The organism is Dongia sp., assembly GCF_041909655.1.
Taxonomy (GTDB): Bacteria; Pseudomonadota; Alphaproteobacteria; order Dongiales; family Dongiaceae; genus Dongia.
Genome location: NZ_JAYRDA010000003.1, coordinates 323,019 through 336,737, shown reverse-complemented (window position 1 = coordinate 336,737; position 13,719 = coordinate 323,019). Strand labels below are relative to the sequence as shown.

Here is a 13,719-nt window from a genome sequence, read left to right as displayed (position 1 = left end):
GCGGCGTCAGCCGGCCCGTTCCATTGCAGCACCACCACCCGCGCGCGCGATGAAGGCGGCGAGCGCCTGCTGCTCGGCATCGCCGAGCGAGAACTGGCCGCGCAGCATGGCGCCGCGCTGTTCCTTCACAGCAAGGCGCAAGGCCGGCATGCCGGTGCCGAGCTTGAGAGCGATCGCGGGCGGCGCCTTGCGCTCGGCCGGCCAAACGAGGCGCGCACCACCTTCGGAAATATCAATGAGCTGTGTTTCGAAACGGGTATCGCCGAGATCCACCTCGATCCGGGTGGAAAGGCTGAGGCGCGGGTTCTTGCGGCGGTTGACCGCCGCGTCCACCTGGCGCACGACCCTGACCACGGTGGCGCGGAGATCGTGGATGCTGCTATCGACGTCGCTGGCCAACGCATGCACGGTTTCGGCCTGGGTGCCGGTGAGCTCGGCCTGCTCGGCCACGAGATTGATGCGTTCGGCCACTTCCTTGGCGGCATCGCCGGCCTGGCCGACACTGCGCGCGATTTCGCTGGTGGCGGCGGATTGCTCTTCGACCGCGGTCGCAATGCTGCTGGCATAGGAATCGACCTCGCCGATCCGGGCGACGATGGCGTTGACGGAGGTTACCGAGACGGCGGTGGCGGCGCGGATCTCCTCGACGGTCTTCTCGATCTCGGCCGTGCTGTTGGCGGTCTGGGCAGCGAGATTCTTGACCTCGCCCGCCACCACCGCGAAGCCCTTGCCGGCATCGCCGGCGCGCGCCGCCTCGATGGTGGCATTTAGGGCCAGAAGATTGGTCTGGGCCGCCACGTCGCGGATGACGCCGGTGATCACGGAAATACGGTCGACCACCTCGGAGAGCTTCCGGATGTCGTCCATGGTCGCCTCGGAGGAGGCCATGGTGGCGCGGCTGACGCCCACGGTCTGGTCGAGCTGGGCGGCGATTTCCTTGATCGAGGCCGCGAGCTGTTCGGTGGCCGAACCGACGGTCTGGGTGTTGACCAGCATCTCGGCGGCGGCGGCCGAGACGGCCTGCGAATTCTCGCTGACCTTGCGCGCCGCCCCGGCCATGTGCCGCGCACTTTCCGACATGTTCTGGGTATAGCCGGCGACCGTGCCCACGGCACTTTCGGTCTGGGTCTCGACCGCATCGGCCATTTCGCGCAAGGCTTTCTCGCGCCGCGCCACGGCATCGAGATCGAGCTTGATCTTCTCCTCGACGGCGAAGCTGAGCTGGGCCTTCATCGCCCGCACCACATTGCTGATGCCCTGATATTCGAGGATGGGATCGTCCGGCACGGGCCGGCCGAATTCGCCGCGCGCGATCGCGGTCAATTGCCGCTCGAGCCGCGCCACCGGCGCCTTCAGCGTGCGGTGGATGAGGAGGCACATGAGGAAGGCAGCAATGAAGCCGGTGGCGGCGGCGATCCACATCATGCGCAGCGCTGCCGCGGGATCTTTGCCGGAAAAACCGATCCAGCCGACGGCGACGAAACCGAGCACGAGGATGCCGAGTGTGAGCGCGATGCGGGCGGCGATGCTTTGCCTGATCGCGGCCAGCCGCGCGGCGAAGCCGGTGCGCTTGATGCGGCCACCTTCGACGGTGAGGCCGTCGGCACGGCCGGCGCGGATGGCGTCATAGACCTTGCCCGCCGCCGCCACTTCCTCGCGGTCGGGCTTGCTGCGCACCGAGATATAGCCGGTGACGGCGCCGTTCTCGATCACCGGGGTCACATTGGCGCGCACCCAATAATAATCGCCGGCCTTGGTGCGGTTCTTGACCGGCGCCTCCCAGGCATGGCCCGCCTTGATCGTGGCCCAGAGATCGCCGAAGGCTTCCTTGGGCATCTGCGGATGGCGGACGATGTTGTGCGGCTGGCCGATCAATTCGTCTTCGCTGAAGCCGCTGATCCGCAGGAAGGCCTGATTGACGAAGGTGATGCGCCCCTGGGCATCGGTTCTGGTAACCAGAACCTCGCCATCCAGCATGTGAACTTCGCGGTTGGTGACGGGCTCGTTGAGGCGCACGGCTTATATCCCTTCGAGATGTGACGACATTCTCTAAGCCGCCGCGATAGCGCCTGTATCGCGGCAATCTGTCGCCATTTCACGATCGCTGTCGCAAAAAGAAAACGCGCTATCGCCGGAGCGGCGATAGCGCGTGTATTTGTCTTAAATACGGGCTGGAAACGCGCGTGCTTACTTGAGTTCGCGCACGTCGGTCAGATGCCCGGTGATCGCCGCCGCCGCCGCCATGGCGGGGCTGACCAGATGGGTGCGGCCGCCGCGGCCCTGACGGCCTTCGAAATTGCGGTTCGAGGTCGAGGCGCAACGCTCGCCCGGAGAAAGCTTGTCCGGGTTCATGGCAAGGCACATCGAGCAGCCCGGCTCGCGCCAGTCGAAACCGGCAGCGATGAAAATCTTGTCGAGGCCTTCTTCCTCGGCCTGGGCCTTCACCAGACCCGAGCCCGGCACCACCATCGCATTGACATGAGCGGCGACCTTGCGACCTTCCGCGAGCTTCGCCACTTCCCGGAGATCCTCGATGCGGCCATTGGTGCAGGAACCGATGAAGACGCGGTCGACCTTCACCTCTTTCAACGGCGTTCCCGGGGTGAGGCCCATGTAATCGAGGGCCCGTTCCATGGCGCGGCGCTTGTTCTCGTCCGTGACATCGGCGGGGTTCGGCACCTTGGCCGTGATGGGGAGGACGTCCTCGGGGCTGGTGCCCCAGGTGACCTGCGGCACGATATCCTCGGCCTTCAATTCGATCTCGACGTCGTATTTTGCGTCCGGGTCCGACGGCAACGTCTTCCAGAAGGAGACCGCCTGTTCGAAGGCCGCCGCCTTGGGCGCCATCGGGCGGCCCTTCAGATATTCGAAGGTGGTTTCATCGGGGGCGATCAGACCGGCGCGGGCACCCGCCTCGATCGTCATGTTGCAGACCGTCATGCGGCCTTCCATCGAGAGGCCGCGGATGACCGAGCCCGCGAATTCGATGACATAGCCGGTGCCGCCGGCCGTGCCGATCTTGCCGATGATGGCAAGGACCACGTCCTTCGCCGTCACACCGGCGCCGAGCTTGCCATCCACCGTGATGCGCATGTTCTTGGCCGGCTTCTGGATGAGCGTCTGGGTGGCCAGCACATGCTCGACCTCGGAGGTACCGATGCCGAAGGCCAAGGCGCCAAAGGCACCGTGCGTCGAGGTGTGGGAATCGCCGCAGACGATGGTCATGCCCGGCTGGGTCATACCCTGTTCCGGGCCGATGATGTGGACGATGCCCTGGCGGATATCGTCCATCGAGAAATAGGGCACGCCGAAATCGCGGCAATTCTTTTCCAGCGTCTCGACCTGGATGCGGCTTTCTTCCTCGGTGATGCCCTTGGAGCGGTCGCTGGTCGGCACGTTGTGATCGGCCACGGCCTGCGTCGCCTGCGGCCGGTGCACCTTGCGGCCGCTATTGCGGAGGCCTTCGAAAGCCTGCGGGGAGGTCACTTCGTGGACGAGATGGCGGTCGATATAGATGAGGCAGGTACCGTCATCCTGCTGATGTACCAGGTGGTTTTCCCAGATCTTGTCGAACAGCGTCTTCGCCATTTTCATTCCCGAGGTTGATAACCCTGGGTCCCGCCGAAAGCCCGAAATCGGGAGCCCGTGTTGCCGCCGTCCCCGTCCCTGCCGCGCCCACCTGAAGGCGGCGCGGCAGAAACGATCGGACGAGGTAATGACATAAGCTCAGTGGTCTTATGCTTCCAGGGCGGCCCTGTCACCGGGCCGGCCGGAAACAATATTACCGATCGCTTATTCGCCGGCGGTGTCGGCCGGGTTGTAGGCGCGCTCGGTGATGCGCGCCGCCTTGCCACGGAGGCCGCGGAGATAATAGAGCTTGGCGCGGCGGACATCGCCGTGGCGCACCACTTCGATCTTGACGAGGCGCGGCGAGAACAGCGGGAAGACGCGTTCCACACCTTCGCCATAGGAGATCTTGCGGAGGGTGAACGAGGAGTTCACGCCGGCATTCTTGCGGGCGATGCAGACGCCTTCGAACGCCTGGACGCGCTCGCGGTCGCCTTCCACCACCTTCACCGAGACCTTCACCGAATCGCCCGGGCGGAAATCCGGCACGCTGGTGGCGCCCTGCAGCTTCGCGAGCTGGGCGGCTTCGAATTCGTGCAACATGGTCATTGTCGTCGTCCTTTCTTCTTTCAACTTCTGCGGCGCGCTCAGGCGCCACGTTTCCGATAGGCGTCCCAAAGATCGGGACGCCGCAATCTTGTCGTCTCTTCGGCCTGTTCCTGGCGCCAGCGTCGGATCTTCTCGTGATGACCCGACATCAGCACCTCCGGGACAGACCGCCCGTTCCATTCCGCCGGCCGCGTGTAATGCGGATATTCCAGCAGACCGGTATTGAAACTCTCCTCCGCCAGCGTCTCCTCGGCGCCCATGACGCCGGGAAGCAACCGCACGCAGGCATCGATCAAAGCCAGGGCGGCCGGTTCGCCGCCCGAGAGCACGAAATCGCCGAGGCTCACCTCCAGCAATCCGCGCGCTTCGATCACCCGTTCGTCCAGACCCTCGTAGCGGCCACACAGAACCACCACGCCCGGCCCCGCCGCCAGATCCCGCACCAGATCCTGCTTGAGCAGGCGCCCGCGCGGGGTGAGGTAGATCGCGGGTCCGGCATGATCCTGCATCGCCGCAGCGAGCGCCGCATCGATCACGTCGGGCCGCATCACCATGCCGGCGCCACCGCCGAAGGGGGTATCGTCGACTGTGCGATGCCTGTCCGTGGCAAAACCCCGGATATCCATCGTCTCACAGCGCCAGATGCCCTTCTCCAAAGCCTTGCCCGCGAGGCTCTGACCCAGCGGCCCCGGAAACATATCCGGGAACAGGGTCAGAATGCGGGCTGTCCAGCTTTTGGTGGCTATGGCGTCTTCCGTCACCTCCCTGATCCGTCAGTTCAGCGTCGCGCCGGCTTCTTCCGGCTCGCCTTCCGGCTTGTCGAAGAAACCATCGGGCAGATCGAGTTCAAGCCTGCCGCCCGCGACATCGACCACGGGCACCAGCGCGCGGGTGAAGGCGACATCGAAGGCGCCCGGACTACCACCCTCGATCGAGAGCACATCGCCGGCCCCGTAGTTCTCGACCGCCACGACCTTGCCCATAGCATTGCCGTGCTGGTCGAAAGCGGTAAGACCGATCAGGTCCGCGAGGTAGAATTCCTCCGCGCCGGCAATCTGCGGCAGGCGATCGCGCGCCACGTAAAGCTCGACGCCCTTGAGCGCCTCGGCTGCGTTGCGATCGCCGACACCTTTGATGCGGGCGATGAGGACATCCTTGCCACCAGGACCCTTCCCAGGACTGGCTTGCCCCACCAAGGTGAGGTCGAAGGACCGGCCCTTGGCATCCTCGAGCGCGCCATAGGTCGCGATGGCCGCGGGCGTGCCGGCGAAGGATTTCACCTTCACCTCGCCCTTGATGCCATGCGCACCGATGATCGCACCCATCAGAACCATTGCCGGTTTCCCACTCACGAAAGGTCTACCGATCAGGCCTCGGCGGCCGGTGCTGCGGCAGCAGCGGCGGCGGCTTCAGCAACGGCCTTGGCGCGTTCCTGGGCCTTCGCCTTCGGCTTGTCCTTGGTGGTCTGCTCGTGGCGCTTGGGCGCTTCCATCAGACCGGCGACGGCCAGGAAATGCTGCACGCGCTCGGTCGGCAGGGCACCCTGCGAGAGCCAATGCTTGGCGCGATCGAGATCGAGCACGATGCGCTTCTCGTCATCCTTGGCGAGCATCGGGTTGTAGGAACCGATGCGCTCGACGAAACGGCCGTCGCGGGCGAAGCGGCTCTCGGCCACCACGATGCGATAGAACGGACGCTTCTTGGCGCCGCCACGGGCGAGGCGAATTTTCAACGACATGAGGGTAGTTCTCCTTTCAGATACGAACTTCGATAATCGGGTTGTTATTCGGGATGGTGCGAACAGGCTTCGATCTTGTTGCCGTCTAGATCGAAGGCGAAGGCACCGTAGTAAGTGGCGTGATATTCCGGCCTGAGGCCGGGCTGACCGTTATCCTTGCCGCCCGCTTTGAGCGCGGCGGCGTGGAAGGCATCGATGTCCTTGCGCGCCTTGGCGACGAAAGAGATATGCGCGCCGCCCTTGGCATTGGCGTCGCTATCGATGCGCGCGGGCACGCCGATCCAGAATTCCGGCTTTTCCTTGGTGGCGCCGTAACCATGGGCGACCAGGCCCTGGCCCGGAATGTCGACATCGAAGACACGGGCATAGCCCAGCGTTGCCAGCACGGCGTCGTAGAAGGCGCGCGCTTTTCCAAGATCGGCGACACCGATGGAAACGTGATCGAGCATCATCGCATGCCCCCGAATCCACCACCGCCCATACCACCCATGGGTCCGCCCTTCATGAGCGCCGAGAGGCCGTGGCGCATCAGGCCCTTCTGGCCCAGCTTCGAGACCTGCTTCATCATGCGCGCCATTTCCTGGTGCTGCTTGAGAAGCTTGTTCACTTCCTGGACCTGGACGCCAGCGCCCTTGGCGATGCGGTTCTTGCGCGAGGCCTTGATGAGATCGGGGACGCGGCGTTCCTTGGGTGTCATCGAGGAGATGATGGCGAGCGAACGCTTGATCACCTTCTCGTCGATCTTGCCTTCCAATTGCTTCTGCATCTTGCCGATGCCGGGCAGCATGCTCATGACACCGCCGAGGCCGCCCATCTTCTGCAGCTGCTTCATCTGCTGGGCGAGATCGTTGAGGTCGAACTGGCCCTTCTGCATCTTGAGGGCGAGCTTCTCGGCCTCTTGCTGTTCGGTGGCCTCCATCGCCTTCTCGACGAGGGAGACGATGTCGCCCATGCCGAGGATGCGGCCAGCGACACGGTCGGCGTGGAAGTCTTCGAGCTGGTCGAGCTTTTCGCCCGTACCCAGCAGCTTGATCGGCTTGCCGGTAACAGCACGCATCGAGAGGGCCGCGCCACCGCGCGCATCGCCGTCGATACGCGTCAGCATGATGCCAGTGATGCCGACCTTGTCCTGGAACGCCTTCGCGGTATTGACCGCGTCCTGGCCGGTCATCGCATCGGCGACCAGCAAGCTCTCATGGGGCTTCACCGCATCGCGCACTGCGGCCACTTCGGCCATCAGCTCGTCATCGATGGCAAGGCGGCCGGCGGTATCCAGCATGACCACGTCATAGCCTTCGAGGCGGCCGGTATTCATGGCGCGCTTGGCGATGGCGACCGGCGGCTCGCCGGGAACGATGGGAAGGGTCTTGATGCCGGTCTGTTCGCCGAGAATGGCGAGCTGCTGCTGTGCCGCCGGACGGCGCACGTCCAGCGAGGCCATCAGCACCTTCTTGCCCTGCTTCTCGGCAAGGCGCCGCGCGATCTTGGCGGTCGAGGTGGTCTTGCCCGAGCCTTGGAGGCCCAGCATCAGGATCGGAACCGGGGCCGGATGGTTGAAATCGAGCGCAGCCCCCCCAACACCATCGTCATCATTGGCGGGCTTCAGCACCTTTACCAGCTCGTCATGGACGATCTTGATGACCATCTGGCCGGGGGTGACCGATTTCACCACCTTTTCGCCCACGGCCTCGGCCCGGACAGCGGTGATGAAATCCTTGACGACCGGCAAAGCGACATCCGCCTCGAGCAAAGCGATCCGGACCTCGCGCAAGGCCTCGTCGACATCGGCTTCGGCCAGCTGACCGCGCTTGGTCAGCTTGTCGAGTACCCCACCCAGTCGTTCGCTCAGCTTTTCGAACATCGAAAATCCGTCAGTTTTCACAATGGCTTACCGGGCGGCTTAGCGGCAAAACGAAAACGCGCCCGTGAGCGAAACTCGCCAACGGACGGGGCCCCTCGGGGCCAAAAGCTCTGCCAAAAGCCGGTAAAGCGCGCGGAAACTAGGCGTTTCGGGCGGGAGAGTCAATGTTTGGGAGGAGCCTGCGGCAAGTGTTGAGCGGCTGATGATTAACGAGAGTTAACCTTGCGTTGGCAGGCCCTCAGCCGCGGGTCGCACGGCCAGGTCCAAATCCTCACCCGGCCCGATCTTCTCATAACTGAACCCGAAGATGCGGTTCGGGTTAGCCAAGCACCAGTCACGCTCTTCTCGGCTGTACCAGACCTCGCCCTGCCGAACAACGGCGCGCGTCTTCACGTCGATAAAATCCACCAGTGTGCCAACGCGAGACCGGATCGCTTCCACCACTTCTTCGGCTGCCTTCCTTTGCGGGCCAGGCGCTGTCGGGCATTCAAGAGAAAGATGAATTTTTCGCGCCTCCGACATTTGAAAGCCGTAGTCGCGCCCCATCCACTTGCTCCCGAAGTAGAACAAGTCGACGCGAAGTAAGGCGGAAAACAATTCCTGTCGGCGCTCGGGATCAAACCCTCTATTCATTTCATCAATGGCGCTCGGTACGGGATCGAACCCAATATGAGCCTGCCGACCAAACGCATCAGTTAAGGAGTCAACCGGCTGATACTTATTATCGGGTCGATTACGCTCAATAATCACATAAGGCCGGCCAAGTGAAGGCAGGCCAGCGAAAATATCCGGTATGCCTGTCATGGTCGTATAGATGCTGCGATCCCAGAAGGTCGTGTCCCCGGAAAGATCGCGGATGGGATAGAATTGGCGTCCCTCCATCAGCACGTCGTGCGAGACCGGGCGCATCCCAGGCACATGAAGTCCGAGTATTTCACAGGCCTGCTCGACCACCATGGAGCCATCTAGATAGGGGCCGATTTCTGCAGCGAATACTTTCTGCATCGGGTCGTCCTGCGAAGCACCGATGTCGCCCTGATGCAATTGAATCCACCCACCGCGATATCGGACATAAACTGGGCGACCATCCTCGGTCTCGCCGTAGAACTGAGCGGGCGATTGACCACCGCCCTCAAGGGACTTCAGCTTGAGGCCAAGGGGCGAAAGTTTCGGCGGCGTGAACCACATGGTATTCGGGCGTACTGGTGAAAAACGCAACCAGCCTGACGAAGTTCGGCGAGCCTGTCCAGCTAAGCCGCTGCGGCGCCGGGCTGCTTCCCCAGAATGATCATGCCCAGCACGTCGTCCTTGGTGACGTCTTGCGTGCGCACGGTGCCGACGAGTTTGCCGTTCTTCATCACCGACAGACGATCGGAGAGATCGAAGACGTCGTGGAGGTCGTGGCTGATGAGGAAGATGCCGATGCCTTCGCGCTTCAATTGCTGGATGAGCTCGGCCACCATCTTGGTTTCCTGGACACCCAAGGCCGCCGTTGGTTCGTCCATGATGAGGATGCGGGCGTTGAAATGGACCGCGCGGGCGATCGCCACCGATTGGCGCTGGCCGCCGGAGAGGGCGGCGACCGGGGCGTGGTATTTCTTGAAATTGGGATTGAGGCGCCCGATCACTTTTCTGGCCGCCGCTTCCATCGCCGGTTCGTCGAGGAGGCCGGCCGCGGTCACGATCTCACGCCCCAGGAACAGGTTGGCGCAGGCGTCGAGATTGTCGGCCAGGGCGAGGTTCTGATAGATCGTCTCGATCCGGTAATCGCGGGCATCGCGGGAATTGTTGATCTCGGCCTTCTGCCCGTCGATATGGATCTCGCCGCTATCGGCCTGATAGGCGCCGGAGAGAATCTTGATGAGGGTCGATTTGCCGGCGCCGTTATGGCCGAGGAGGCCAACGACTTCGCCGGGATAGAGATCGACCGAGACATCGTCGACGGCGCGAACGCCGCCGAAGCTGATCGAGATGTTGCGCATGTCAACAAGCGGGGTCCCGTTGGGGGATGTCATCGCAGCATGCTCCTCAAGACGGCCGGCGCTGCTGGTAGAGGCGGTCGACATAGACCGCCAGAACCAGGACCAGGCCGGTGACGATGTTCTGCAGGCTGGCGTCATAGCCCAGCAACGACATGCCGCTCTGCAAGGATTGAATGACCACCGCGCCGAGGATTGCTCCGGCAATGGTGCCGGCACCGCCGGCGAGCGAACAGCCGCCGATCACGGCCGCGGCGATCACGCGGAGCTCGTCGAGCGAGCCGATGGAATTGCCGGCCGATTGCAGGCGCGCTGAGGCGACGATGGCCGAGATTCCGACCAATGCTCCCATCAGGGTGAAGACCAGCACAGTCATGCGCTTGGTATTGATGCCGGCGCGTTCCGCCGCTTCCGGATTGCCGCCCATCGCGAAGACATAGCGGCCGAAACGCGTCCGGTTGAGGAGGACCGAGACAGCCAGCGCCAGCACGATGAGGATGATCACCGGAATGGGAATGCCCATGAAGATGTGAAGGCCACCTTCCGGCACGTCCCAACCCTTCATTTCGGCGAGGCGCTCGGCGGCCACGGCCGGCATTTCATAGGCGTTGAGCACGGCGACGAAGCCCAGTGCCAGCGCACATTGGGCGCCGGCGGTGACGATTTCAGCCCAAAGCGGGCGCACGGGAAAGCCATAGGCGATATGGCGCCGGCGGCGGCGATGGGCGGCAAAGGCGATGGCGATCGCGGCGACGATGCCGACGGCCCAGCTCGCATTTTCGCCGATCGTGCCGTAGACGCCGCCGCCCAGCAGCGTAAAGGTCTCGTCGAGCGGCGCCACGGTCTGGCCCTGGGTCACCCACCAGGCGCAGCCGCGCCAGATGAGGAGGCCGCCCAAGGTGACGACGAAAGAGGGAACGCCGAGATAGCCGATCATCAAGCCGTTGAGGCCGCCCAGTGCCGCCCCCATGACGATGCCGCAAACGACGGCGATGACCACGATCATCGGATGCCCGCCGCCCAGGATCCCCGGCAGCCAGAAGGATTGCACGACGCCCACCACCATGGCGGTGACGCCCAGCATCGAGCCCACCGAGAGATCGATGTTGCGGATGATGATCACCAGCACCATGCCGATCGCCATGATTGCGACAGAGGTGGTCTGGAGCGAAAGGTTGTAGAGATTGCGCGGCGTGATGAAGCGGCCGTCCGAAAAAAGGTCGAAGCCGATCCAGATGGCGGCGAGACAGAAGATCATGCCGAGCAGTCGCTCGTCGATCTCGAGCCGCGCGAAGAGATTGCGCAAATCGCTCATGACGGAAGGATCATGCGGGCAATATCCCCGGAATGCAAAGGATGGAAAGAAAAGGGCCGTGACCGGAAGGCGAAACGGTCACGGCCCAGAAAGAAGAGCTTAGTTGCAGGCCGCGACCTTGCCGGCCGACACACCCTGGCAAACCTCGTCCTTGGAAATCCAGCCGGCGCTGATCACGGTATCGAGATTGTCCTTGGTGACCGGCACGGGCTTCAGGAAAGTGGCGTTCATGTCGACGCCCTTGGGGCTTTTCCACTGCACGGTGCCCGGCACGTCGGAAAGCTTCGCCCCCTTGGCAAGATCGAGGGCGATGGTCGCCGCCGCCTTGCCGAGCTCGCGCGCATCCTTCCAGACGGACACCGTCTGCGTGCCCAGGGCCACGCGATTGAGCGCCGCCTTGTCGCCATCCTGGCCGGAGACCGGGATGCCGGCGAGACCCTGCGCCGTCAGCGCGGCGATGACGCCGCCCGCGGTGCCGTCATTGGAAGCCACCACCGCATCGACCTTGTTGTCGTTGGCGGTGAGGATCTGTTCCATGTTGCGCTGGGCGACAGCGGGTTCCCAATTTTCGGTGTATTGCTCGCCCACCACCTTGATGTCGCCGGCATCGATCGCGGCTTTCAGGACCTCAAGCTGGCCTTCATGCAGGAAATCCGCGTTGGGATCGGCCTGGTTGCCCTTGATGAAGACGTAATTGCCCTTGGGCTGCGCCGCGAAGACCGCGGCGGCTTGCAGGCGGCCAACTTCCTTGTTGTCGAAGGTGAGGTAATAGGCGCTGGGATCCTCGATCAGACGGTCATAGCCCACCACCGGAATGCCAGCATTGGCGGCCGCGGTGATGGCCGGGCCGATCGAAGCCGAATCCTGCGCGAGAACGATGAGCGCATTGGCGCCGCCCGCGATCAGGCTTTCGATATCGGCCAATTGCTTCGACGGATTGCTCTGCGCATCGGCCGAGATGTATTTGGCACCGGCCGCGTCGAGCACGGCCTTGATGGCGGCTTCGTCGGTCTTCCAGCGTTCTTCCTGGAAATTGGACCAGGAAACGCCGATGACGACGTCCTGCGCCGAGGCCTGCGGCAGATGGAGACCGGCGGTGAAAGCCGCACCGGCGATCAAGCCGGTGATCAGGTTCAGTGCAACGCGCCGCGCCACGGGGCGGCTCGTGAAATTCTTCATTGGATGTCTCCTCCCAGGTCGATCGTTTTTGCTCGCGATCGGTTCAGTACCGGTGACGCGTTGTCGGGTTGAACCGATCTATTATCTTCACTAAACGAATTTAATATCGCCCTGTTGTTGCGATGCCGTCAAGCCGATTGTTGTTTTCGCAAGTGCAGCATAAGAATTCGGGTCGATTTCTTTCATTTCATGAAATAAAAAGAGTTACAAATGACATGGGCGCCGCGATGGACAAGTTCGAAAGCGAGCATAGTCAGCCGATAAGCTGGCACCGCGTTCTGCAGGCGGTGCGGCGATACGGCCCCCTGGCCCGCGTCGATCTCGGCAGCATTCTGGAATTGAGCCCGGCCACCATTTCCAGCATCACCGGCGATCTGCTGCGCGAAGGCTATATCCGCGAAGTCGCGGACAGCGATCTGCATGGCGTCGAATCAGGCCGCGGGCGGGGTCGGCCCAAGGTGCTGATCGAGCTGGCGCCAGATGCCGCCTGCATGATCGCGGTGAAGCTTTCCATCAACCGGATCGAAGTGGCGCGTGGTGATTTCGCAGGCGGGGTCGGACCGGTGACCAGCCGATCCTTGAACACGCTGGAGCTTTCCGGCGCAGCCCTGATTGCGGCCCTGGGTGATCTCATCGCCGCCGAGATCGCCGCCATTCCAGCCAGTGTCGGCCGCATCATCGGCATCGGCATCGCCGTGCAGGGCCTCATCCACAAGACCGAAACCCTGGTCTGGTCGCCGGCTCTGTCGCTGCGGAATTTCAATATCGCCGCTCCTTTGGCAGCACGTTTCGGCCGGCCGGTGATCGCGATGAACGACGCCGATTGCATCGCCCTGGCCATCCAGCAGCGCGGCGATCTGCAGCCAGTCGAGAATCTCGCCGTCGTCATGCTGGGGACCGGTGTCGGCATGGGCCTCATTCTGGGCGGCAAGCTGCATGCCGCGAGTTCCGGGGCCGGGGCCGAATTCGGCCATACCAAATACCAGATCGACGGGCCGCTCTGTCATTGCGGGCGTCGCGGCTGCATCGAGAGTTTTGTCGGCGATTACGCGCTCTATCGCGATGCGCGTTCGATGCTGGATCTCCCGAATACCGACGCGCTGCACCCCTCGGAGGAGCAGATGCAGGCCCTGGTCGACCTCGCCGAGAGCGGTCACAATGTGGCCGTCAGCCTGTTCAAGCAGGCCGGCCGCGCCTTGGGCTACGGTCTTTCCAATCTCATCGCGCTCATCAGCCCCGATCTCATCCTCATCACCGGGAGCGGTGTCCGCGGCTATCGGCAGATGGAGCCCGAGATGCGCCGCGCCCTCGATGAGGCGCTGGTCGACACCCTCCTGGCCCAAACCGAAATCCGCCCCTATCCCTGGGACGAAGACCTCACCCTGCGCGGGATCGTGCTGCAGGTTTTGGAAGTCGGCACCTAGCTGCTTTTGATCCAAACGCGCGATAAATGCCGGGCCTTGAACCGCCA

At 63.3% G+C, this 13,719-nt stretch carries 13 protein-coding genes; 1 reads left to right on the top strand and 12 read right to left on the bottom strand.

Translation table 11 applies throughout. From position 1 onward, the window contains the following. Positions 1–6 precede the first annotated feature (6 nt). From ACE3PR_RS07795 to xylF, 12 genes are all read right to left on the bottom strand, one after another. Positions 7–2,016 carry a methyl-accepting chemotaxis protein gene (locus tag ACE3PR_RS07795; RefSeq protein WP_374370125.1) on the bottom strand — a complete coding sequence of 670 codons (2,010 nt, stop codon included), beginning with the start codon at positions 2,014–2,016 and terminating at the stop codon, positions 7–9. 171 nt (positions 2,017–2,187) lie between these two features. Then, entirely contained in the window at positions 2,188–3,594 is a 1,407-nt protein-coding gene (leuC, locus tag ACE3PR_RS07790; protein WP_374370122.1) for a 3-isopropylmalate dehydratase large subunit, read from the bottom strand. A gap of 198 nt (positions 3,595–3,792) precedes the next feature. Then, the gene (gene rplS / locus ACE3PR_RS07785) at positions 3,793–4,176 is read right to left on the bottom strand and encodes a 50S ribosomal protein L19 (RefSeq protein ID WP_374370119.1); all 384 of its coding nucleotides are present in this window, start codon (positions 4,174–4,176) and stop codon (positions 3,793–3,795) included. Positions 4,177–4,214: 38 nt separating this feature from the next. Next, positions 4,215–4,937, bottom strand: coding sequence for a tRNA (guanosine(37)-N1)-methyltransferase TrmD (gene trmD / locus ACE3PR_RS07780; RefSeq protein ID WP_374370116.1), 723 nt, complete (start codon positions 4,935–4,937; stop codon positions 4,215–4,217). A 12-nt stretch (positions 4,938–4,949) separates the two neighbouring features. Continuing rightward, positions 4,950–5,510: a ribosome maturation factor RimM gene (gene rimM, locus ACE3PR_RS07775; RefSeq protein ID WP_374370113.1), complete on the bottom strand. Its 561-nt coding sequence runs from the start codon at positions 5,508–5,510 to the stop codon at positions 4,950–4,952. A gap of 32 nt (positions 5,511–5,542) precedes the next feature. Beyond that, a complete protein-coding gene (rpsP, locus tag ACE3PR_RS07770; RefSeq protein WP_374370110.1) occupies positions 5,543–5,914 on the bottom strand; it encodes a 30S ribosomal protein S16 in 372 nt (123 codons plus the stop codon). 44 nt (positions 5,915–5,958) lie between these two features. Beyond that, on the bottom strand, positions 5,959–6,366 hold the full coding sequence (locus ACE3PR_RS07765; protein WP_374370107.1) for a VOC family protein: 408 nt from the start codon (positions 6,364–6,366) through the stop codon (positions 5,959–5,961). Next, the gene (ffh, locus tag ACE3PR_RS07760) at positions 6,363–7,775 is read right to left on the bottom strand and encodes a signal recognition particle protein (protein WP_374370104.1); all 1,413 of its coding nucleotides are present in this window, start codon (positions 7,773–7,775) and stop codon (positions 6,363–6,365) included. The genes ACE3PR_RS07765 and ffh overlap by 4 nt, the downstream gene beginning before the upstream one ends. 216 nt (positions 7,776–7,991) lie before the next feature. Further along, positions 7,992–8,963: a hypothetical protein gene (locus ACE3PR_RS07755; protein WP_374370101.1), complete on the bottom strand. Its 972-nt coding sequence runs from the start codon at positions 8,961–8,963 to the stop codon at positions 7,992–7,994. A 62-nt stretch (positions 8,964–9,025) separates the two neighbouring features. Further along, complete coding sequence (locus tag ACE3PR_RS07750) at positions 9,026–9,790, bottom strand: ATP-binding cassette domain-containing protein (protein WP_374370099.1); 765 nt, start codon at positions 9,788–9,790, stop codon at positions 9,026–9,028. Positions 9,791–9,803: 13 nt separating this feature from the next. Continuing rightward, positions 9,804–11,069 (bottom strand): sugar ABC transporter permease, encoded by a 1,266-nt coding sequence (locus ACE3PR_RS07745; protein WP_374370096.1) that lies wholly within the window; start codon positions 11,067–11,069, stop codon positions 9,804–9,806. 99 nt (positions 11,070–11,168) lie between these two features. Next, positions 11,169–12,248, bottom strand: coding sequence for a D-xylose ABC transporter substrate-binding protein (xylF, locus tag ACE3PR_RS07740; protein ID WP_374370093.1), 1,080 nt, complete (start codon positions 12,246–12,248; stop codon positions 11,169–11,171). A gap of 215 nt (positions 12,249–12,463) precedes the next feature. Between xylF and ACE3PR_RS07735 the strand changes: the two genes are divergently transcribed. Beyond that, positions 12,464–13,672: an ROK family protein gene (locus ACE3PR_RS07735; protein WP_374370090.1), complete on the top strand. Its 1,209-nt coding sequence runs from the start codon at positions 12,464–12,466 to the stop codon at positions 13,670–13,672. Positions 13,673–13,719: the final 47 nt, after the last annotated feature.

Bases quoted from the DNA above. Each gene is read 5' to 3' on its own strand.
- rimM (WP_374370113.1), bottom strand. From the start codon at position 5,510: ATGGTTCTGATGGGTGCGATCATCGGTGCGCATGGCATCAAGGGCGAG.
- rpsP (WP_374370110.1), bottom strand. From the start codon at position 5,914: ATGTCGTTGAAAATTCGCCTCGCCCGTGGCGGCGCCAAGAAGCGTCCG.
- leuC (WP_374370122.1), bottom strand. From the start codon at position 3,594: ATGAAAATGGCGAAGACGCTGTTCGACAAGATCTGGGAAAACCACCTG.
- ACE3PR_RS07745 (WP_374370096.1), bottom strand. From the start codon at position 11,069: ATGAGCGATTTGCGCAATCTCTTCGCGCGGCTCGAGATCGACGAGCGA.
- ACE3PR_RS07750 (WP_374370099.1), bottom strand. From the start codon at position 9,790: ATGACATCCCCCAACGGGACCCCGCTTGTTGACATGCGCAACATCTCG.
- rplS (WP_374370119.1), bottom strand. From the start codon at position 4,176: ATGACCATGTTGCACGAATTCGAAGCCGCCCAGCTCGCGAAGCTGCAG.
- ACE3PR_RS07755 (WP_374370101.1), bottom strand. From the start codon at position 8,963: ATGTGGTTCACGCCGCCGAAACTTTCGCCCCTTGGCCTCAAGCTGAAG.
- xylF (WP_374370093.1), bottom strand. From the start codon at position 12,248: ATGAAGAATTTCACGAGCCGCCCCGTGGCGCGGCGCGTTGCACTGAAC.
- ACE3PR_RS07765 (WP_374370107.1), bottom strand. From the start codon at position 6,366: ATGATGCTCGATCACGTTTCCATCGGTGTCGCCGATCTTGGAAAAGCG.
- ffh (WP_374370104.1), bottom strand. From the start codon at position 7,775: ATGTTCGAAAAGCTGAGCGAACGACTGGGTGGGGTACTCGACAAGCTG.
- ACE3PR_RS07735 (WP_374370090.1), top strand. From the start codon at position 12,464: ATGGGCGCCGCGATGGACAAGTTCGAAAGCGAGCATAGTCAGCCGATA.